Source organism: Microbacterium sp. EYE_78 (assembly GCF_023149035.1).
Classification (GTDB): Bacteria; Actinomycetota; Actinomycetes; order Actinomycetales; family Microbacteriaceae; genus Microbacterium.
In genome coordinates, this window is the sequence record NZ_JAHXMY010000002.1 from 347,136 (window position 1) to 367,800 (window position 20,665).

Here is a 20,665-nt window from a genome sequence, read left to right on the forward strand (position 1 = left end):
CGACCGGTGTTCGAGTCCGTCCAGACGCTGATCGACGAGCACCGCGCGGTCCAGGAGGAACTCTCCGACCCCGCGGTGCACGCCGATGCGGCGCGCGCGAAACGCGTCAACCGGCGCTACGCCGAACTGTCGCGCATCGTGGCGGCCCACGACGCGTGGCGCGCGGCCTCGGACGACCTCGACGCCGCACGCGAGCTCGCGAAGGAGGATGCGGCCTTCGGCGAGGAGGTGCCGGCACTCGAGCAACGCCTCGCCGAGTCGCAGGAGCGACTGCGGCGCCTGCTGATCCCGCGCGACCCCGACGACGCGCGCGACGTGATCCTCGAGATCAAAGCGGGGGAGGGCGGCGCCGAGTCGGCGCTGTTCGCTGCGGACCTGCTCCGCATGTACCTGCAGTACGCGGCATCGCGGGGGTGGAAGACCGAGCTGCTCGAACGCAACGAGTCCGACCTCGGGGGCTATAAGGACGTCCAGATCGCGATCAAGGGCGGCTCGACCGACCCGGCGCAGGGCGTCTGGGCGCACCTGAAGTACGAGGGCGGGGTGCACCGCGTGCAGCGTGTGCCCGCGACCGAGTCGCAGGGCCGCATCCACACGTCCACGACCGGCGTCCTCGTCTTCCCCGAGGTCGACGAGCCCGAAGAGATCCAGATCGACGCGAACGACCTGAAGATCGATGTCTTCCGGTCGTCGGGGCCTGGCGGGCAATCCGTGAACACCACGGACTCCGCCGTCCGCATCACGCACGTGCCGACCGGCATCGTGGTGTCGATGCAGAACGAGAAAAGTCAGCTGCAGAACCGTGAGGCGGGGATGCGGGTGCTCCGCGCCCGCCTGCTCGCGAAGCAGCAGGAGGAGCGGGACGCCGCGGCATCCGATGCCCGCAGGTCGCAGATCCGCGGCATGGACCGCTCCGAGCGCATCCGCACCTACAACTTCCCCGAGAACCGGATCGCCGACCACCGCACCGGCTATAAGGCCTACAACCTCGACCAGGTGATGGACGGGGCGCTCGGCCCGATCATCGAGTCCGCGATCGCCGCGGACGAGGAGGCTCGGCTCGCCGCGCTGGGCGACTGAGCCTCAGATGTGGTACTCGGGCGCCATCAGGATCGTCCGCGTGTCCTCGCCCGCCGCGCGTCGACGCGCCCGTGCGGGGACGCCGACGAGCACCGAGTCGGCGGGGGCGTCCTTCGTCACGACGGCGTTGGCGCCGATCACCGAGTGCGCACCGATGACGACGGGGCCGAGGATCTTCGCCCCGGCGCCGACGGCGACGCCGTCTTCGAGGGTGGGATGCCGCTTGCCCCCGTCGCGGGTGCGCCCGCCGAGGGTGACCCCGTGGTAGAGCATCACGTCGTCGCCGACCTCGGCCGTCTCGCCGATGACGACGCCCATGCCGTGGTCGATGAAGAATCGGCGACCGATCGTCGCGCCCGGGTGGATCTCGATCCCGGTGAGCCAGCGGGACACCTGGGAGATCGCGCGAGCGGGGAAGCGCCACCCGCGCGTCCACAACGTGTGGGCGATCCGGTGACTCCACACGGCGTGGAGACCGGGGTAGAGGAGGGCGATCTCGACGCCGCCGCGGGCGGCCGGGTCGCGGAGCTTGGCAGCGGCGATGTCCTCGCGCGCCGCCCGCAGCATGTCGCCCGCGCTCACGAGGCGACCTCCTCGCGGAGGTCGGCGTAGAGCGCCGTCGAGAGGTAGCGCTCACCGGCATCCGGGATCACGACGACGATGCGCGCGCCCGCCGACTCGGGCCGTCGGGCGATCTCCAGCGCCGCCCAGACCGCGGCTCCCGCCGACATGCCCGCGAGGATGCCCTCATCCGTGGCGAGCGCACGCGCGACGCGGATCGCGTCGTCGAACTCGGCGTCGAAGATCTCGTCGACGACGCTCCGGTCGAGGACATCCGGCACGAAGTTCGGCCCGATGCCCTGGATGCGGTGTCCGCCCGCGCGTCCTTCGGTGAGGACGGGGGAGTCCTTCGGCTCGACGAGCGCGACCCGGACCGCGGCATCCTTCGACTTCAAGGCCTGGCCGACGCCCGTCACGGTGCCGCCGGTGCCGGATCCCGCGACGAACCAGTCGACCCGGCCCTCGGTGTCCGCCCAGATCTCCTCGGCCGTCGTCCGGCGGTGGATCTCGGCGTTCGCCTGGTGCTCGAACTGGCGGGCGAGGATCGCCCCGGGGGTCTCCGCCACGATTCGCTTCGCGGTGTCGACCGCCTCGGTCATGCCCTTGTGCGGATCGGTGAGCACGAGTTCGGCCCCGTAGGCCTTCAGCAGCGTCCGACGTTCCTTCGACATCGAGGCGGGCATCGTCAGGATGACGCGGTAGCCGCGCGCGGCCCCGATCAGCGCCAGCGCGATGCCGGTGTTCCCGCTCGTGGACTCCACGATCGTCCCACCGGGCGGCAGTTTGCCCGCCGCCTCGGCAGCCTCCACGAGGGCAAACCCGAGCCTGTCCTTCACGCTCGCGCCGGGGTTGTAGAACTCCAGCTTCGCGAGGACCTCGGCGTGCAGACCGCGCGTGAGCGTGTGCAGGCGCACCAGCGGCGTGCGGCCGAAGGCGTGGGTGATGTCGGGGAGGATGCCGGGCACGGCGGGCCTTTCTGGCGGGAGCTCAGTCGCGCAGGTTCTCGAACAGCGCCGTCGACAGGTAGCGCTCCCCGAAGGACGGGATGATGACGACGATGTTCTTGCCCTCGGCCTCAGGACGCGCCGCGACCTGCAGCGCCGCCCAGACGGCTGCACCGGAGGAGATCCCGACGAGGATGCCCTCATTCTGCGCGACCTCGCGGGCCGTGGCGATGGCGTCGTCGAACTCGACGTCCTGCACCTCGTCGATCACACCCTGGTCGAGGATCGGGGGGACGAAGTTCGGGCCGATGCCCTGGATCTTGTGCGGGCCGGGCTTGCCCTCGGTCAGCAGCGGGGAGTCCTTCGGTTCGACCGCGACCACCTTCGCCGACGGCACGCGCTCCTTGAGCACCTGGCCGACGCCCGTGATGGTGCCGCCCGTGCCGATGCCGGCGACGAAGTAGTCGACCGCGCCGTCGGTGTCGCGCAGGATCTCCTCGGCGGTGGTCTTGCGGTGGATCTCGACGTTCGCCTGGTTCGCGAACTGCTTCGCGAGCACCGCTCCCGGCGTCTCGGACGCGATGCGCTCGGCCTCGCCGACGGCGCCCTTCATGCCGAGGGAGGGATCGGTCAGGACGAGCTCGGCGCCGTAGGCGCGCAGCAGCATCCGGCGCTCGATCGACATCGACGAGGGCATCGTCAGGATGACCTTGTAGCCGCGCGCGGCGCCGACCATCGCGAGGGCGATGCCGGTGTTGCCGCTCGTGCCCTCGACGATCGTCCCGCCGGGCTGGAGCTCTCCGGAGGCCTCGGCAGCGTCGACGATCGCGACACCAAGGCGGTCCTTCACCGAGGAGGCCGGGTTGTAGAACTCGAGCTTGGCCAGCACGGTGCCGGGCAGGCCCTCGGACACGCGGTTCAGTCGGACGAGGGGGGTGTTGCCGAATGCGCTCGTGATGTCGGAGTGGATGCCGGTCATGGGATGCCTTCCGTGGGCGGTCGTGGGGCGGGTGGATGCCGTCTTCCAGCCTACGGCGGCGGGGAGGCCGGGGCCCGACTGTGACGCCGCACGACCGTCGTCGCTCGTCACCGATCGTCGCCGCCCGCCGCCGTCGCGGCGCCGCGGTATCCTGGCAGCTCCCATGTCGACTTCCCGGACCTCCGACGCGCCCGCCGGCAGCGCTGTGGCGCAGCTGCTGCGCGATGCCGCCGCCCGCCTGGCCGCGGCGGGCGTGGCGACGCCCGACGTCGACGCCGAACTCCTCGCCGCGCACGTCCTGGACATCGGCCGTGGCGAGCTGGCGGCTGCGTCCCTCCGAGGGGATCGGATGCCGGAGCAGGCCGCCACGCGCTTCGCCGCCCTCGTCGAGCGTCGCGCCGCTCGGGAGCCCCTCCAGCACCTCACCGGGCACGCCCCCTTCCGACACCTTGAGCTGCGCGTCGGCCCCGGCGTCTTCGTCCCGCGGCCCGAGACCGAGATGGTCGCGCAGCTCGCCATCGACGCGCTGCGCTCGGCGGCGTCCGGCTCGCCGATCGCAGTCGACCTCGGGACCGGCAGCGGTGCGCTCGCCCTCGCGATGGCGACGGAGGTCCCGCACGCGCTCGTGCACGCCGCCGAGAACTCGGTCGATGCGTTCATCTGGGCCAAGGAGAACTTCGCCCGTCTCGCGCCGCAGGCCCGGCTGGCGTTCATCGACCTCGCGCGGGCCTTCCCCGACCTCGACGGCGCCGTCTCGGTCGTGGTCTCGAACCCGCCGTACGTCCCCGACGACGCGATCCCGCGCGACCCCGAGGTGCGCCACTGGGACCCGCCGGCCGCGCTCTACGGCGGTGCGGACGGGCTCGACGTCGTCCGGGTCCTCTCGGGCGTCGCGCTGCGGCTCCTCCACCCGGGCGGCACCCTCGTGATCGAGCACGGCGAATGGCAGGGGGAGCCGATCCGCGACCTCCTCGCCGCCGACGGCTGGCGCGCCGCCTCGACGCACCGCGACCTGACCCTGCGCGACCGGGCCACCACGGCCATCCGTCCCTGAGCGTTCGCGCGTCTCCGCCGCGCCCCTCCCAGGCGCCGGCGGGCTCGTCCTCGTAGAATGCTGCGGATATGTCTCCCGTCCTCGACTGCCGCGATGCCGGCCAGCTGCTCCCCGCGCTCCGCCAGGCACGTCAGGCCATCGGCCGCGGTGAAGTGATCGTCATGCCCACCGACACCGTGTACGGCGTCGCGGCCGACGCGTTCAACGCTTCGGCCGTCGCCCGTCTGCTGGCGGCGAAGGGACGCGGGCGTCAGTCCCCGCCGCCCGTCCTCGTCTCGGGGCCGACGACGATGCGCGCCCTGGTCGCCGAGGTGCCCGAGGCGGTCGAGCGGCTGATGGAGCGGTTCTGGCCCGGCGGCCTCACGATCGTGCTGCCGTCCCAGCCCTCGCTCAGCTGGGATCTGGGGGAGACCCGCGGCACCGTCGCCGTCCGGATGCCCGACGACGCGTTCGCCCTCGAACTCCTCGAGGAGACGGGTCCGCTGGCGGTCTCGAGCGCGAACCTCACGGGCAAGCCGGCGGCCCTCGACATCGACTCCGCCGTGGAGATGCTGCGCGACAGCGTCTCGGTGTACCTCGACGGCGGCATCGTCCGCACCGGCGTCGCCTCGACCATCGTCGACGCCACCGGGCTCGTCGGCGCCGAGCGGCGCCCGGTGCGCGTGTTGCGGGAGGGTGCCGTCTCCCGGGTGGAGCTGCGGGACGTGCTGGGCGACCTCCTCGAACCCGACGACGCTGCCGACGAAGACGACGTCGCGTGAGGGACTACCTGCTCGCCTTCGCCGTCACCGGCGCACTCACCTTCGTGTTCTCGTGGGTGGTCTGGCGTGTGGCGATGCGATTCGGTCTGCACCCGGCCGTGCGCGAGCGGGACGTCCACAAGAACCCGACCCCGCGCCTCGGGGGCGTGGCGATGTTCATCGGCATGCTCGGCTTCTTCGCCGTGTCGTCGCAGCTGCCGGCGTTCGCCATCGTCTGGCAGGAGCCGGAGATGGTGTGGTCGCTGCTGGGAGCGGCGGCGCTCATGGTCGTCGTCGGCGTGGCCGATGACCTCTGGGACCTCGACTGGATGATCAAGCTCGGCGCGCAGTTCGTCGCCGCGTGGATCGTCGTGGGCCTCGGCGGTCTGCAGATCTTCTTCCTGCCGTTCGGGCAGCAGGTGGTCGTCTCGAGCTGGGTCAGCATCAGCCTTCCGATCCTGCTGATCGTCATCGTGATGAACGCGGTCAACTTCATCGACGGCCTCGACGGTCTGGTCGCCGGCGTCTGCCTCATCGCCAACGCCGTCTTCTTCGCGTACTCGGCGATGCTCGTGCGCGACTTCGACAACAGCGCGCAGAGCAACACCGGGGTCTTCATCGCCGTCATGCTCCTCGGCATGTGCGCGGGCTTCCTGCCATTCAATTGGAACCCGGCGCGGATGTTCATGGGGGATGCCGGTGCCCTGGTGCTCGGCCTGATGATGGCCTCATCGGCGGTCGTCGTGACCGGCAACCTGGCGCCGAACCTCCTCGCCGACAACGACCTGTTCGGCCGCTCGCAGCTGCTCGGTGCCTTCATCCCGGTCATCCTGCCCGTCGTCGTCGTGCTGCTGCCCCTCCTCGACTTCGGCCTGGCCGTCATCCGCCGCATGGCCCAGGGGAAGTCCCCGTTCTCGCCCGATCGCAAGCACCTCCACCACCGCATGCTCGACATGGGCCACACCGACCGCAACGCCGTGTTCGTCTTCTATGCCTGGACCGCGGTCGTGTCGCTGTCGGTCCTCCTCATGTACATCGGCACCACGAAGGACTGGCCGGGGCGCTACTGGCCCGCCGTCGCCTTCCTCGTCGTCGGCGGCATCGCCTGCGTCCTCGTCACCCTCCCGCCCGCCCGCCGGCGCCGCGTCGTCGCGCCCGACCCGAAGGTGCTCTCATGACCACCCCCGCTCTCTCGTCCACCCGTCTGTTCCGGACGACGCTCGTCTGGTCGGGCATCGCCACCGCGGCCCTGGCGGTCGTCGGCGGCGTCCTGGGGCTGATCGTCGCCGGTCCGTCCGGACTGTGGAGCGCGCTGGTCGCCGTCCTCATGGCGGCCGTCTTCCTGGGGTTCACCGCGGCATCCATCCTCATCGCCAACCGCTGGTACGGGGATCCGCTGTTCGTCCCGATCTTCTTCGGGTCGGTGATGGGCGGCTGGATCCTGAAGTTCGTCGTGTTCCTCGTCGTGCTGTTCCTGCTCCGTGACCAGCCGTGGCTCGCCCCGATGGTGTTCCTCATCGCCCTCGTGGTCAGCATCCTCGTCTCGCTGGCGATCGACGTGCTGGTGATGATGCGGATGCGGGTCTCCGCCGTCAGCGACACCACCCTCCCCACCGCCGCCGACGTCGAGGCGGGGGAGCGTCGAGGCGGGGACTCGAGCGGTCCCCAGGGCTGATAGGCTGTTCTCGAGCCCGCCTGAATCCCGACGGGAACGTCTGCGGAGTCAGCTCACCGACCATCGTCGCCCGATCCTTTGATCGACGCCCCGAAGCTGGAGCCAGCGCTGTTTACTCAAGCTGCGACCCTGATCGCTACTGCCGCCGAAGAAGCCCCTGAATTCCACGGGCCGTCCATCTCGGAGTTCTTCCCCGAGGCGGTCTTCCAGATCGGCGATCTCGTCATCAACCGGATCCACCTGATCCAGTTCCTCTCGACGATCGCGGTCGTCCTCATCTTCTGGCTCGGCACGCGTCGCATGACCGTCGTCCCCGGCCGGTTCCAGAGCATCGTCGAGATGGGCCTGGACTTCGTCCGCGTCAACATCGCCGAGGACCTCCTGGGAAAGAAGGACGGCCAGCGGTTCCTGCCGATCCTCACCACGATCTTCTTCATGGTCCTGTTCATGAACATCACGGGTGTCATCCCGTTCCTGAACATCGCCGGATCCTCGATCGTCGCCGTGCCGCTGCTGCTCGCGCTCGTCGCCTACGCGACGTTCATCTACGCGGGCCTGAAGGCGAGCCCAGGCAACTTCTTCCGGAACTCGCTCATGCCTCCCGGGCTGCCCTGGTTCCTGTACATCCTGATCATCCCGCTCGAGTTCCTCTCGACCTTCATCATCCGACCCGTCACGCTGACGCTGCGTCTGCTGATGAACATGATCGTCGGGCACCTCATGCTGGTCCTGTTCTTCGCGGCGACCCAGTTCTTCCTCATCACCCTGGGCGGCTGGTTCTCGGCGCTCGCGGCAGGCACGCTCGCCTTCGGGTTCGCCTTCACGCTGTTCGAGATCTTCGTCGCCTTCCTCCAGGCCTACGTCTTCGCCATCCTCACCGCGGTCTACATCCAGCTCGCGGTGGCAGAAGAGCACTAAGCGGTCCGGCGCACGCCGAGCCATCCAACCGAAAGGAAACACCTCCGTGGACGCAACTACGGTTCTCGCAGCCCTCGACGGCAACGTCGCGACGATGGGCTACGGCCTCGCCGCCATCGGCCCCGCCATCGGTGTGGGCATCGTCGTCGGCAAGACGATCGAAGGCGTGGCCCGTCAGCCCGAGCTGGCCGGTCGCCTGCAGGTCCTGATGTTCATCGGTATCGCCTTCACCGAGGCGCTCGCCTTCATCGGCATCGCGACCTACTTCATCTTCGTCTGATCTCGACACAGATTCCTAAGGAGACAGGATGCTGAACGCTCTTGTCATTGCCGCCGAAGAGGGCGAGGCGCACAACCCGCTCCTCCCGGCCTGGTACGACATCATCTGGTCGGCAGTCTGCTTCGTCGTCATCCTCTTTGTCTTCTGGCGGGTCGCCCTCCCGAAGATGAAGGACCTCCTCGACCAGCGTGCTGCCGCCATCGAGGGCAACATCGCGAAGGCCGACGAGGCGCAGCGCAAGGCCGAGGCCGCGCTCGAGGAGTACACCGCGCAGCTGGCCGAGGCCCGCAAGGAGGCCGGCGAGATCCGTGACGCCGCCCGCGAGGACGGCAAGAAGATCGTCGCCGAGGCGAAGGACTCGGCGTCGGCCGAGGCGGCACGCCTCACCTCCGCGGCGCACACGCAGATCGAGGCCGAGCGCCAGACCGCACTCGTGTCGCTGCGCAGCGAGGTGGGCACGCTCGCCCTCGACCTCGCCGGCGGTGTCATCGGTGAGACCCTCTCGGACGACGCCAAGGCGAAGGCCGTGGTCGACCGCTTCCTCGCCGACCTCGAGGCATCCGAGAAGGCGGCCAAGTAATGGGCAGCGCGACCACTCAGGCCCTTGCGGCGACGACGTCGGCCCTCACGGCCGCGCCGGGCGTCGACCTCGGTGTCGCCCGCGAGCTCTTCGCCGCGGTGCGCGCCCTGGCCGGCTCGTCGCAGCTGAGCGGCGCGCTCTCCGACGCGTCGGTGCCCGCCGAGGCCCGACGCAAGGTCGTCTCGAGCGTCTTCGGCGGGTACTCGGCCGCGACCGTCTCGGTCCTCGACGCAGCCGTCGCGCAGCGCTGGTCGTCCGCGGACGACCTGATCTCGGGCATCGAGGAGGCCGGCATCCGTGCCGCGGCCATCTCGGCGCCGCAGGTCGACCTGGAGGCCGAGCTCTTCTCGGTCGCCCGCACGATCGCCGCGAACCCCGAGCTCGAGCTCGCGCTCGGCAGCCGACTCGGCGACGCATCGGCGAAGGGCGCGCTCATCGAGACGCTGTTGGGCGGACGCGCGGCGGAGCCGACGGTCATCGTCGTCTCGTCGCTCGTCCAGCTCCCGCGCGAGCGTCGCGTGCGCTCCATGCTCAGCCGCGCGCTGCGCGTCGTGGCGGACCAGCGCGGCCGCTCGGTCGCGACGGTGTTCGCCGCGGCGACGCTGACGGCCGAGCAGACCGACCGCCTGCAGCGCACGCTCGCGGCGCGGTACGGCCACGAGGTCTCGCTGAACGTCGTCATCGACCCCTCGGTCGTCGGCGGCGTCCGCATCGAGATCGGCGACGACGTGATCGACGCCACCGTCTCGTCCCGACTGGGCGACCTCCGCCAGCGTCTGGCGGGCTGACTTTCCCGCTCCACCTCGGAGCGGACCCGGCAGGCCCGATGCCCGCCACAAGATCTCACAAGAAGGAAGACCATGGCAGAACTGTCCATCAGCCCCGACGTCATCCGTGACGCGCTGAAAGACTTCGTCGCCGCCTACGAGCCCACCGGGGCCGCGGCGACCGAGGTCGGCACCGTCGTCGACGCCGCGGACGGCATCGCCCACGTCGAGGGCCTGCCCGGCGTGATGGCGAACGAGCTCGTCCGCTTCGCGAACGGCGTCGAGGGCCTCGCCCAGAACCTCGACGAGCACGAGATCGGTGTCGTCGTCCTCGGCGACTTCGCCGGCATCGAAGCCGGTCAGAAGGTCACCCGCACCGGCGAGGTCCTCTCGGTCGGTGTCGGCGAGGGCTACCTCGGCCGCGTGGTCGACCCGCTCGGCAACCCGATCGACGGTCTCGGTGAGATCGCCACGACCGGTCGCCGCGCCCTCGAGCTGCAGGCTCCGGGCGTCATGCAGCGCAAGTCGGTCCACGAGCCGATGCAGACCGGCATCAAGGCGATCGACGCCATGATCCCCGTCGGCCGCGGCCAGCGTCAGCTGATCATCGGCGACCGCCAGACCGGCAAGACGGCGATCGCGATCGACACGATCATCAACCAGAAGGCCAACTGGGAGTCGGGCGACGTCAACAAGCAGGTCCGCTGCATCTATGTCGCGATCGGCCAGAAGGGCTCGACCATCGCCTCGGTGAAGGGCGCGCTCGAGGACGCCGGTGCCATGGAGTACACGACCATAGTCGCGGCCCCGGCATCCGACCCCGCCGGCTTCAAGTACCTCGCCCCCTACACCGGCTCGGCCATCGGCCAGCAGTGGATGTACGAGGGCAAGCACGTCCTGATCATCTTCGACGACCTCTCGAAGCAGGCCGAGGCCTACCGTGCCGTGTCGCTCCTGCTGCGCCGCCCGCCGGGCCGCGAGGCATACCCCGGCGACGTCTTCTACCTGCACTCGCGTCTGCTCGAGCGTTGCGCGAAGCTGTCCGACGAGCTCGGCGCCGGCTCGATGACGGGTCTGCCCATCATCGAGACCAAGGCCAACGACGTCTCGGCGTACATCCCGACCAACGTCATCTCGATCACCGACGGCCAGATCTTCCTGCAGTCCGACCTCTTCAACGCCAACCAGCGTCCGGCGGTCGACGTGGGCATCTCGGTCTCGCGAGTCGGCGGCGACGCCCAGGTGAAGTCCATCAAGAAGGTCTCGGGAACGCTCAAGCTCGAGCTCGCCCAGTACCGCTCGCTCGAGGCCTTCGCGATGTTCGCGTCCGACCTCGACGCGGCCTCGCGCCGTCAGCTCGCCCGCGGTGCTCGTCTGACCGAGCTGCTCAAGCAGCCGCAGTACTCGCCGTACCCCGTCGAGGAGCAGGTCGTCTCGATCTGGGCCGGCACCAACGGCAAGCTCGACACCATCGAGGTGGAGGACGTCCTCCGCTTCGAGCGCGAGCTGCTCGACCACCTGAAGCGGAACACGTCGATCCTCGACACCCTGCGCGACAGCAACGTCCTCGACGACGCGACCGTCGCGGAGCTCGACAAGGCGACCGACGCGTTCGTCCTCGAGTTCCAGGGCGGCAAGGGCCAGGCCATCAACAAGCCCGGTCACGAAGAGGTCGCTGCAGCGGAGGTCGACGACGTGAACCAGGAGAAGATCGTCAAGGGCCGCCGCGGCTGACGCCGACGGGAGACTCAGAAACCAATGGGCGCACAACTCAGGGTCTACAAGCAGAAGATCTCTTCTGCTCAGACGACCAAGAAGATCACGAAGGCGATGGAACTCATCGCGGCTTCGCGCATCCAGAAGGCGATGGCGCGCGTGCGCGCGTCGAACCCCTTCGCGCGGGCCGTGACGAGGGCCGTCTCCGCCGTGGCGACGCACTCCAACGTGCAGCACCCGCTGACCACCGAGCGCGAACAGATCCGCCGTTCCGCCGTCGTCGTCTTCGGTTCCGACCGAGGCCTCGCCGGCGCGTTCAACTCGCAGGTCATCCGCGAGGCGCTGCAGCTCGGCGAGCTACTGCGCAGCGAGGGTCGCGAGCCGGTGTACTACCTCGTCGGCCGCAAGCCGGTGGGCTTCTTCCAGTTCCGTCGCATCGCGACCGCAGGGGAGTGGATCGGTGACACCGACACCCCTCAGTTCTCGACCGCGGAGGAGATCTCGGGGGCCCTCATCGAGGCGTACGAGCTCGGTGGCGACGAGGGCGGCGTGGACGAGATCCACCTCGTCTACAACCGCTTCGTGAGCATGATGACGCAGACGCCCGAGACGGTTCGTCTGCTGCCGCTCGAGGTCGTCGAGGCGGAGGACGAGGCATCCAGCCAGATCTACCCGCTGTACGAGTTCGAACCCGGCCCCGAGACGGTGCTCGACGCGCTGCTCCCGGTGTACGTGCAGAGCCGCGTGTTCAACGCGCTGCTGCAGTCGTCCGCCGCGAAGCAGGCGGCGACGCAGAAGGCGATGAAGTCCGCTAGCGACAACGCCGACAAGCTCATCACCGACTACACCCGTCTGCGCAACAACGCGCGTCAGGCGGAGATCACGCAGCAGATCGCCGAGATCGTCGGCGGCGCCGACGCTCTGGCGTCGGGCAAATAGACCACACGAAAGAAGAGAAGCCATGAGCCTCATCGCTGAGAAGACGGAGACCCCCGTCGTCGGTCGCGTCGCGCGCGTCACCGGCCCGGTCGTCGACATCGAGTTCCCGCACGACTCGATCCCCGAGGTCTACAACGCCCTCAAGACCACCATCACGATCGGCGACGAGTCGAGCGAGATCACCCTCGAGGTCGCCCAGCACCTCGGCGACGACCTCGTCCGCGCCATCTCGCTGAAGCCCACCGACGGCATGGTCCGCGGCCAGGAGGTGCGCGACACCGGCGGCCCCATCACGGTCCCCGTCGGCGACGTCACCAAGGGCAAGGTCTTCAACGTGACCGGGGACGTGCTCAACGCCGCCGAGGGTGAGACCATCGAGGTCACCGAGCGTTGGGGCATCCACCGCCAGGCGCCGAATTTCGACCAGCTCGAGTCCAAGACCGAGATGTTCGAGACCGGCATCAAGAGCATCGACCTGCTCACCCCGTACGTCCAGGGTGGCAAGATCGGCCTGTTCGGCGGTGCCGGCGTCGGCAAGACCGTCCTCATCCAGGAGATGATCCAGCGCGTCGCGCAGGACCACGGTGGTGTCTCGGTGTTCGCCGGTGTCGGTGAGCGCACCCGTGAGGGCAACGACCTCATCGGCGAGATGGAGGAGGCGGGCGTCTTCGACAAGACGGCCCTCGTCTTCGGCCAGATGGACGAGCCGCCGGGGACGCGCCTGCGCGTCGCACTGTCGGCCCTGACGATGGCGGAGTACTTCCGCGACGTGCAGAAGCAGGACGTCCTCCTGTTCATCGACAACATCTTCCGGTTCACGCAGGCCGGTTCCGAGGTCTCCACGCTGCTGGGTCGCATGCCCTCCGCGGTGGGGTACCAGCCGAACCTCGCCGACGAGATGGGTGTCCTCCAGGAGCGCATCACGTCGACCCGCGGTCACTCGATCACCTCGCTGCAGGCGATCTACGTCCCCGCCGACGACTACACCGACCCGGCTCCGGCGACGACGTTCGCCCACCTCGACGCGACCACCGAGCTCTCGCGTGAGATCGCATCGAAGGGTCTGTACCCTGCGATCGACCCGCTGACCTCGACGAGCCGCATCCTGGACCCGCGCTACATCGGTGAGGACCACTACCGCGTGGCCACCTCGGTGAAGCAGATCCTGCAGAAGAACAAGGAACTGCAGGAGATCATCGCGATCCTCGGTGTCGACGAGCTCTCCGAAGAGGACAAGATCGTCGTGTCGCGCGCACGCCGCATCCAGCAGTTCCTCTCGCAGAACACCTACATGGCGAAGAAGTTCACCGGCGTCGAGGGCTCCACTGTCCCGATCAAGGAGACCATCGAGTCGTTCGACGCCATCGTCAAGGGCGACTTCGACCACGTCGCCGAGCAGGCGTTCTTCAACGTCGGCGGCATCTCCGACGTCGAAGAGAAGTGGGCGCAGATCCAGAAGGAGAACGGCTGACATGGCGCTGACCGTCACCCTCGTCTCCGCTGAGGCGGAGGTCTGGCACGGCGAGGCGAACCTCGTCGTCGCCAAGACGGTCGAGGGCGAGATCGGCTTCATGTCCGGTCACGAGCCCGTCCTCGCGATCCTCGCGGAGGGTCAGGTCCGCATCACGCAGACCGACGGGTCCAAGATCGTCGCCACGGCCCAGGACGGCTTCCTCTCGATGGAGGGCGACGAGCTCACCATCGTCGCAGGCAACGCCGCACTGCAGTCCTGAGACACCCCTTCCACAGCGCCGCCCGCACCGTCGGGCGGCGCTGTGCTGTTCCCGGAGGCCCATCGTGCTGATCCTGCTGCCGCCGTCCGAGACCAAACGCGCGGGTGGTGAGGGACCGGCCTGGGCCGCCGAGGCGCTCGGTTTCCCCGAGCTCGGCGCCGCGCGCGAGGCCACGCTCGACGCCCTCGTCGCGCTCAGCCGCGACCCGGACGAGGCCGCCCGCGTCCTGAAGCTCTCATCCCGGCAGCTGGGTGAGGTCGCCGCGAACGCGGCACTGCGCACCGCGCCGACGATGCCCGCCGTCGATCGCTACACGGGGGTGCTCTTCGATGCGCTGGACGCGTCGACACTCCCCGCGGCGGCACGCCGCTGGCTCGGCGCGCACGTCGCGATCCATTCCGCGCCGTTCGGCCCCGTCCGCGCGTTGGATCCGATCCCGGCCTACCGTCTCGCAGCGGGCACACGCCTGCCGGGGCTGCCGACGCCGCGCCGGATGTGGGCGGATGCCGCCGGCTCCGCGATCGCGGCATCCTCACCCTCCTTCGTCCTCGACCTCCGCTCCGAGGCGTACGTCGGACTCGGGCCGGTGCCATCCGCGGTGCCGCACGCCTACGTCCGCGTGGTGACCGAGTCGGACGGCGGTGCGGTCCGCGCACTCAACCACTTCAACAAGCATGCGAAGGGCGACCTGGTGCGTCGTCTGGCGCTCAGCAGGCCTCGGGTGAGCGGTCTCGCCGCGCTGCTGCGGTGGGCCGCGGCCGACGGTGTCGACCTGCGCCCCACCGCAGCCGGCGAGCTGCAGCTGGTCGTGCCCGCTACTTGATGAAGCGGAAGTTGAACGGGTAGCGGTAGCTGCCGCCGGCGTTCGCCTTCATCCCGCCCTGCACGCAGAAGATCACGTTCGCGACCCACACGCCGAACGGCAGGATCCAGGTGACCAGTCCGGCGAAGGGGATGATCGACAGGATGCTCGTGAGGATGATCGCTGCGACGTAGATGATCAGGAATGTGATCTGCCAGTTCACGGACTCCTTGCCCTCGCCGTTCACCCGGGGCCCGCGGTCCTTGAAGACGAGCCAGATGATCAGCGGCGGCAGGACGAACAGGATGCCGCCGAGGTGGGCCCACATCGCCCACTGCTTGTCCTGTTCCTGCGTGAGCGGAGCGCCGGGCGCCGCTGCGTAGCCGGGCTGGCCGTACGGCTGCTGCGGTGCTGCGCCCGGGGGCGGGGTCGTGTACCCGCCGGGAGGCGGCGACGTGTATCCGGCGGGCGGGGACGCCGGGGCTCCCGGCGGGGGAGTCGGGGTCCCGTCGGCGGGCGGCGGCGTGTTCGGGTCGGTCATTGCTCGTGCCCCTTCTGTTCGAGCGCGCCGAGCGGACGGCGCGGCGGTGCATCGCGGTGCTGAGCGTCACGGTAGTGGTGCGGGACGCGTCGTGGCAACGGCTCGCCGCGCCGGGCTGAAGCCGCGATTCCACTAGAGTGTGAGGACGCTGCACCGATCAGGAAGGGTGGCCGCGTGCCCGACATCGTCACCTCCTCCCGCGTCGTCCCCTCCGGCGCAGGGCCGATCGAGGTGCGCTGGGCCGAGATCACGGACCGCGGCCGTCGGCGCGAGAACAATCAGGATGCCGTGCTCTCGGCGTTCCCGCTGTTCGTCGTCGCGGACGGCATGGGCGGTCACATCGGCGGCGAGATCGCGAGTTCCCGCACCGTCGAGCGGCTGGCCGACGTCGTGCAGGCCGGCGAGGTGAGCGCGGCGGCGATCGAGGCCGCGCTGGAGCGCGCAGTCGGGGACATCGCCTCCCACGCCGACACCACCGACGACGGCACGGGCACGACCGTGACCGGCGTCTGGCTCGATCTCACCGGCGACGAGCCGACGTGGGTCACGCTCAACATCGGCGATTCGCGGGTGTATCTCTTCCGCGACGGCGCGCTCGCCCAGGTCACCACCGACCACTCCGTCGTGCAGGAGCTCATCGCCGCGGGCCGGCTCAGCCCCGAAGAGGCGGAGAACCACCCATACGGCAACGTGATCACACGCGCGGTCGGACCGAGCGACGGGGTCGTGCCCGACTACGTGCGTCTCGAAGTCGTCGACGGCGACCGCTTCGTGGTGTGCAGCGACGGGCTCACGAAGGAGCTCACCGATTACGGCATCCTCCATTTCCTCCTCCAGCACGCCGACCCGGCCGAGGCCGTCGCCGCGATGCTGGAGGCGGCGCTCGAGAACGGCGGGCGCGACAACGTGTCGATCATCGTCGTGAGCGCCTCGCGTCCCTCCGCCGACGAGGACACGGCGACCGTCGAGATCTCCTCCCCGACTGCCGGCTGACGGTCACCGTCCACAGACGCGACGGGACGAATCCGCGGCCGCGGTCCGCGGGCGCACGGTGGGTGCGTGTCCACCTCTGCACCCGCACATGAAGCCGTCGAGCTGCCGCGCTCGGCGCCGCCTGCCGCCCGCGCCCCGTTGCCGCTGCTGACGGCGATCGTCCCGGTGGTGGGAGCCGTGGTCCTCTGGGCGGTGACCGGATCGGCCTATGCGCTGCTGTTCGCCGTCCTCGGACCGCTGATCGCGCTGGCCTCCGTCGCCGACGCGGCGCGCAGCTCGCGCCGAGCCCGCCGGAAGGACGGCGCATCGATGTCGCGTCGACTGGATGCCGCGCGCGTCGAGATCTCGCGACGTCATCAGGCGGAGCGGGATGAGCGGTGGAGTCTGCACCCCGACGTCGCGCGCTACCTCAGCCGACCCGAGGCGATCTGGCGGCCCGTGCCCGAGCGCGACGGGATGCTGGTCGTCGGCAGCGGTGACGACGACAGCGTGCTGCGCGTCAACGGCGGTGACGGGGACGATGACGCGACCGATCTGCGGCGGCGGTCCGCCCGCATCGAGGACGTCCCCATCCTCGTCCCGATCGGTGTCGGCGTCGCGGTCGTGGGACCCCTTCCCCTCGCGGCTGCGGTCTCCCGGGCGCTCGCCGTCCAGGTGCTGTTGTCGCGTCCGCCCGGTGAGGTCCGCCTCGATGACGACGCGCCCGCGTGGGCCGACGCCGCCCCGCACCGCGCGGCCCCGTCGGGGGCGCTGCTCCGTCTGCTCGAACGCGGAGGTCTGGTCGGGGGCGACGCCGACATCCCGATCGTCGCGGTCCCCGACGGTGCGCCGCCTCCGCCGCGCTGCGGTGCCGTCCTGCGGCTCACCGGGCCCGCAGTCGGCGTGCTCGACGTCGGCGGTCGGCGACGGACGCTGTCGATCGATGCTCTCTCGACCGCACAGGCGACGCAGATCTCCCACATGCTCACCGAGCGTGCGGACCGGGCGTTGGGCGGTTCGACGACGGCAGCGCGGAGTCTGCGAGACCTCGTCGAGGCGTCCGTCGCGGGAACGGGAAGCGGTCTGGACGCCGTCTTCTCGAGTGCCTCCGGCGAACCGTTCGCCGTGGACCTCGTGGCTGACGGGCCGCATGCCGTCGTCGTCGGGATGACAGGAGCCGGCAAGAGCGAACTGCTCACGTCGTGGATCGTCGCCCTGTCGTCGCGTCACGCGCCGGCGCAGGTCGCCTTCCTGCTCGTCGACTTCAAAGGCGGCCGCACCTTCGATCATCTCGAGCCGCTGCCGCACGTGACCGGGGTGCTCACCGATCTCGACGAGCCTGCGGCGCTCAGGGCCATCAAGAGCCTGCGCGCAGAGGTCCGCCACCGCGAACGCCGACTCGCCGACCTCGGAGCCCGCGACGTGGCGGAGGCTGCCGGCGCACTCGGCAGGCTCGTGATCGTCGTGGACGAGTATGCGGCGCTGGTCGCCGCGCACCCCGCCCTCCACGATGTGTTCGCCGATCTCGCCGCCCGAGGACGCGCCCTCGGCATCCACCTCATCCTGGCTGCGCAGCGCGCCACCGGGGTGTTCCGCGACGCCGTACTCGCGAACGCACCCTTGCGCATCGCGCTGCGCGTGGCCGACGGATCCGACTCCCGAGCTGTACTCGGGGTCGACGACGCGGCGCGCCTTTCGGGACGCCCCGAAGCCCGGGGGACAGCCCTCGTCCGGCGCAGCGCCGACACGGCCCCGTGGGTCGTGCGCGTGGCCCGCTGCGACTCGGCGATCGTCCGCGACGCGGCTGTCCGCCATGCCGGTGACGCCGCGCGCGCGCCCTGGCTGCCCGCACTTCCGCCGCACATCCCGCTGGATGCCGTCCGCGAGGAGGGGCAGCTCGTCCTCGGCATCGCGGACGAGCCCGAGCACCAGCGCCAGGCGCCGCTCCGATGGCCGGAGGGGGAGGGAGCCCTCGCGGTGGTGGGCGGTCCCGGCAGCGGCCGCACGAGCGTCCTCCGGGCGATCGCCGCACAGACGACGGCAATCCTCGTGCCGCCGCAGCCGGAACACGCGTGGGACGCCCTCGCAGGTCTCGACGACGTCCCCGCAGGGACGACCGTCCTCGTCGACGACGTGGACGCGTTGCTCGCCGCCCTGCCCGGCGACCACGGCGCGGCCGCAGCAGCTGCGCTCGAGCGCGCGATCCGCGGCGCTCGGACCCGCGGCATCCGGGTGGTGTTCGCATCGCAGCGGATGACGGGGGGCGCCGCCCGCCTGGCCGACCTCGCATCGCGTCGCCTCATCCTCGGCACCGCCGCCCGCGCCGACCACGTCGCCGCGGGCGGCGAGGCTGCCGATCATCTTCCCGACGTGCCACCCGGGCGGGGGCGGTACGGCCGGCTCCTCGTCCAGACCCCCTGGACCGACGCCGAGGAGACGACAGCCCTGCCTCCTCCGCCAGTGTGGCAGCCGGGTCGACGACCCGCCGCCGTCGTCATTCCCGACGGTCCGCGCCAGCGCCGGCTGCAGACCGCGTGGGAGCGGCTCGGCGTCCACGTCCAGGCGGTCGGGGCCGGTGCGGCGCTGGCCCGTGGGGGAGTGCTCATCGGCGCGCCGGACGCGTGGCTCGGTCAATGGCGGCTGCTCGCCGAGGCTCGTGCGGAGGCGGACCTCATCGTCGACACCGCATGCGCGGTCGAGTACCGTGCCGTCGTCGGTGCCCGCGAACTCCCGCCGTTCGCGCTCGCCGGTGCGGGACGGGCCTGGGTGCACGCCCCTGATCGTCCCGTGCGTCGGGTGCTGCTCGAGGCGGAGCGGTGAGGCTTCCGGTCAGACCGTCGGACGGATGACGCCGACGTCGCGTCCCCCGCCGGTGACCGTCAGGGGCAGTTCCGCAAGGGTCCGCGCGACGTCCGCGGCCTGCAGGGCGCCGGCTCGGACGAGGAGGGTGAGCGCGGTCACGGCCGACACGCGATTGCTGCCGTCGAGCACCTTCATGGCGACCGTCGTCCCGTCGGGGGCGACCATCGCCATGACGCCCTCCGCGCCGTGCTTGGCGAACACGCCGAGGCGTTCGGTGACGACGGAATCGGGCTGGCCCGGCCCCTGGATGACCCACGGGTGCTCCCGGACGGCGCGCACGAGGGCCCCGGCACTCCGGTGCAGGGCGAACGGCGACCGCTCCGACGACGCGCCGATCCGATGGATCGCGCGCGCGAGTGCCGACAGGCTCATGGCGTGGACCGGCGCGCCGCATCCGTCGATCGCGGTCGCGCTGACCTTCGTCCCGGTGAGGCGTTCGACGACCTCGCGCGTGTGGATCTGCAGGGGATGCGACGCATCGAGGTAGGTCGCGGTGTCCCAGCCGTTCGCCTGGCAGGCGAGCAGCATGGCGGCGTGCTTTCCCGAGCAGTTCATCCGCACGCGCTGCGGCCCGATGAGCTCGCGCGTCATCTCGTCGCGGGTCGCCGCGTCGCTCGGCCACGCAGGCGGGCACAGCAGATCGTCCTCGCCGAGACCGGCCCGGGTGAGGATGTCGGTGACGAGTGCCACGTGGCGGTCGGTGCCCGAGTGGCTCGCCGTCGCCACCGCGAGGTGCGGTCCCTCGAGCGCTGCACCTGCGGTCACGCTCGCGAGGGCCTGCATCGGCTTCATCGTCGATCGGGGGAGGATGACGGCGTCCGGCGATCCGAGGGAGGTGATCACGGCCCCGTCGGGGTCGAGGACGACGGCCGAGCCGCTGTGCCGCGATTCGACGAAGCCGCTCCGCTCCACGACGGCGAGTTCGGCGGCATCCGTCACGGCGAAGGTCTCTGGCACCCACCCAGCCTAGCCAGGCCACCCCGCCGGTTGCTCCCGTGAGCACGGCCCGCCGGGGTGCGGCTGCGTGCCAGACTGACCGGGTGCACGACGAACACCACTACCGCGTGACCAGCACCTGGACCGGCAATCGGGGCACCGGCACGAGCGGCTACCGGGACTACGATCGCGCGGTCACCGTGGCCGTCGCGGGCAAGCCCGACCTGCTCGCGTCGAGCGACCGGCCATTCAGGGGCGACCCTGCGCGGTGGAACCCCGAGGATCTCCTGCTCGCCGCGCTGTCCGAGTGCCACCTCCTGTCGTACCTGCACGCGTGCGTCACCGCGGGTGTCGTCGTCGTCGCGTACGAGGACGACGCATCGGGTGTCCTGCAGCTGGACGGCCGGGGCGGCGGGGCGTTCCAGGAGGTCCTCCTGCGTCCGCGGGTCACCGTCGCCGACGAATCGATGCGGGCCGCAGCCGAGGCGGCGCACGCCCAGGCCCACGAGTGGTGCTTCATCGCGAACTCGGTGAATTTTCCGGTCCGGCACGAGGCCGTCGTCACCGTCGCAGGGTGACGCCGACG

22 protein-coding genes are annotated in these 20,665 nt (G+C 70.5%); 17 read left to right on the forward strand and 5 right to left on the reverse strand.

Going from position 1 to position 20,665, the window contains the following annotated elements; all coding sequences use genetic code 11:
• Positions 1-6 precede the first annotated feature (6 nt).
• Positions 7-1,080, forward strand: a complete 1,074-nt coding sequence (prfA, locus tag KZX17_RS08705) for a peptide chain release factor 1 (RefSeq protein ID WP_248172162.1) — start codon at positions 7-9, stop codon at positions 1,078-1,080.
• 3 nt (positions 1,081-1,083) lie between these two features.
• On the opposite strand, the gene epsC is transcribed toward prfA, so the two are convergent.
• The 3 genes from epsC to cysK (KZX17_RS08720) are packed head-to-tail and all read right to left on the reverse strand — an operon-like array spanning position 1,084 to position 3,564.
• Positions 1,084-1,647, reverse strand: coding sequence for a serine O-acetyltransferase EpsC (gene epsC / locus KZX17_RS08710; RefSeq protein WP_248174763.1), 564 nt, complete (start codon positions 1,645-1,647; stop codon positions 1,084-1,086).
• An 11-nt stretch (positions 1,648-1,658) separates the two neighbouring features.
• Positions 1,659-2,606: a cysteine synthase A gene (cysK, locus tag KZX17_RS08715; RefSeq protein ID WP_248172163.1), complete on the reverse strand. Its 948-nt coding sequence runs from the start codon at positions 2,604-2,606 to the stop codon at positions 1,659-1,661.
• Between the two features lie 22 nt (positions 2,607-2,628).
• Entirely contained in the window at positions 2,629-3,564 is a 936-nt protein-coding gene (cysK, locus tag KZX17_RS08720; protein WP_248172164.1) for a cysteine synthase A, read from the reverse strand.
• A gap of 163 nt (positions 3,565-3,727) precedes the next feature.
• Between cysK (KZX17_RS08720) and prmC the strand changes: the two genes are divergently transcribed.
• The 13 genes from prmC (at position 3,728) to KZX17_RS08785 (ending at position 14,789) form a co-directional block, all read left to right on the forward strand.
• Entirely contained in the window at positions 3,728-4,618 is an 891-nt protein-coding gene (prmC, locus tag KZX17_RS08725; protein ID WP_248172166.1) for a peptide chain release factor N(5)-glutamine methyltransferase, read from the forward strand.
• Between the two features lie 68 nt (positions 4,619-4,686).
• Positions 4,687-5,379, forward strand: coding sequence for an L-threonylcarbamoyladenylate synthase (locus KZX17_RS08730; protein ID WP_248172168.1), 693 nt, complete (start codon positions 4,687-4,689; stop codon positions 5,377-5,379).
• Positions 5,376-6,536 carry an MraY family glycosyltransferase gene (locus tag KZX17_RS08735; protein ID WP_248172170.1) on the forward strand — a complete coding sequence of 387 codons (1,161 nt, stop codon included), beginning with the start codon at positions 5,376-5,378 and terminating at the stop codon, positions 6,534-6,536. The genes KZX17_RS08730 and KZX17_RS08735 overlap by 4 nt, the downstream gene beginning before the upstream one ends.
• Positions 6,533-7,033 carry a hypothetical protein gene (locus tag KZX17_RS08740; protein WP_248172172.1) on the forward strand — a complete coding sequence of 167 codons (501 nt, stop codon included), beginning with the start codon at positions 6,533-6,535 and terminating at the stop codon, positions 7,031-7,033. The genes KZX17_RS08735 and KZX17_RS08740 overlap by 4 nt, the downstream gene beginning before the upstream one ends.
• Positions 7,034-7,162: 129 nt before the next feature.
• Positions 7,163-7,951 (forward strand): F0F1 ATP synthase subunit A, encoded by a 789-nt coding sequence (atpB, locus tag KZX17_RS08745; protein ID WP_248174765.1) that lies wholly within the window; start codon positions 7,163-7,165, stop codon positions 7,949-7,951.
• A gap of 46 nt (positions 7,952-7,997) precedes the next feature.
• Positions 7,998-8,231: an ATP synthase F0 subunit C gene (gene atpE, locus KZX17_RS08750; protein WP_308194566.1), complete on the forward strand. Its 234-nt coding sequence runs from the start codon at positions 7,998-8,000 to the stop codon at positions 8,229-8,231.
• Positions 8,232-8,259: 28 nt separating this feature from the next.
• Positions 8,260-8,811 (forward strand): F0F1 ATP synthase subunit B, encoded by a 552-nt coding sequence (locus tag KZX17_RS08755; RefSeq protein ID WP_248172174.1) that lies wholly within the window; start codon positions 8,260-8,262, stop codon positions 8,809-8,811.
• Positions 8,811-9,599: a F0F1 ATP synthase subunit delta gene (locus tag KZX17_RS08760; protein WP_248172176.1), complete on the forward strand. Its 789-nt coding sequence runs from the start codon at positions 8,811-8,813 to the stop codon at positions 9,597-9,599. The genes KZX17_RS08755 and KZX17_RS08760 overlap by 1 nt, the downstream gene beginning before the upstream one ends.
• A 72-nt stretch (positions 9,600-9,671) precedes the next feature.
• A complete protein-coding gene (gene atpA, locus KZX17_RS08765; protein ID WP_248172178.1) occupies positions 9,672-11,312 on the forward strand; it encodes a F0F1 ATP synthase subunit alpha in 1,641 nt (546 codons plus the stop codon).
• Positions 11,313-11,336: 24 nt separating this feature from the next.
• Entirely contained in the window at positions 11,337-12,233 is an 897-nt protein-coding gene (locus tag KZX17_RS08770; protein WP_248172180.1) for a F0F1 ATP synthase subunit gamma, read from the forward strand.
• Positions 12,234-12,255: 22 nt separating this feature from the next.
• Positions 12,256-13,704, forward strand: a complete 1,449-nt coding sequence (gene atpD / locus KZX17_RS08775; protein WP_248172182.1) for a F0F1 ATP synthase subunit beta — start codon at positions 12,256-12,258, stop codon at positions 13,702-13,704.
• Position 13,705: 1 nt separating this feature from the next.
• A complete protein-coding gene (locus KZX17_RS08780; protein ID WP_248172184.1) occupies positions 13,706-13,966 on the forward strand; it encodes a F0F1 ATP synthase subunit epsilon in 261 nt (86 codons plus the stop codon).
• Positions 13,967-14,030: 64 nt separating this feature from the next.
• Entirely contained in the window at positions 14,031-14,789 is a 759-nt protein-coding gene (locus KZX17_RS08785) for a peroxide stress protein YaaA (RefSeq protein ID WP_248172186.1), read from the forward strand.
• On the opposite strand, the gene KZX17_RS08790 is transcribed toward KZX17_RS08785, so the two are convergent.
• On the reverse strand, positions 14,782-15,309 hold the full coding sequence (locus tag KZX17_RS08790; protein WP_248172188.1) for a DUF4870 domain-containing protein: 528 nt from the start codon (positions 15,307-15,309) through the stop codon (positions 14,782-14,784). The genes KZX17_RS08785 and KZX17_RS08790 overlap by 8 nt on opposite strands.
• A gap of 174 nt (positions 15,310-15,483) precedes the next feature.
• Here KZX17_RS08790 and KZX17_RS08795 point away from each other — a divergent pair, with 174 nt between their 5' ends.
• Both KZX17_RS08795 and KZX17_RS08800 read left to right on the forward strand, forming a co-directional pair.
• The gene (locus KZX17_RS08795; RefSeq protein ID WP_248172190.1) at positions 15,484-16,302 is read left to right on the forward strand and encodes a protein phosphatase 2C domain-containing protein; all 819 of its coding nucleotides are present in this window, start codon (positions 15,484-15,486) and stop codon (positions 16,300-16,302) included.
• Positions 16,303-16,368: 66 nt separating this feature from the next.
• Positions 16,369-19,101: an FtsK/SpoIIIE domain-containing protein gene (locus tag KZX17_RS08800; RefSeq protein ID WP_248172192.1), complete on the forward strand. Its 2,733-nt coding sequence runs from the start codon at positions 16,369-16,371 to the stop codon at positions 19,099-19,101.
• A 9-nt stretch (positions 19,102-19,110) separates the two neighbouring features.
• Here KZX17_RS08800 and KZX17_RS08805 read toward each other — a convergent pair whose 3' ends face one another.
• Entirely contained in the window at positions 19,111-20,100 is a 990-nt protein-coding gene (locus tag KZX17_RS08805) for an asparaginase (protein ID WP_248172194.1), read from the reverse strand.
• Between the two features lie 83 nt (positions 20,101-20,183).
• Between KZX17_RS08805 and KZX17_RS08810 the strand changes: the two genes are divergently transcribed.
• Positions 20,184-20,657 (forward strand): OsmC family protein, encoded by a 474-nt coding sequence (locus KZX17_RS08810; protein ID WP_248172195.1) that lies wholly within the window; start codon positions 20,184-20,186, stop codon positions 20,655-20,657.
• The last annotated feature ends 8 nt before the right edge of the window (positions 20,658-20,665 follow it).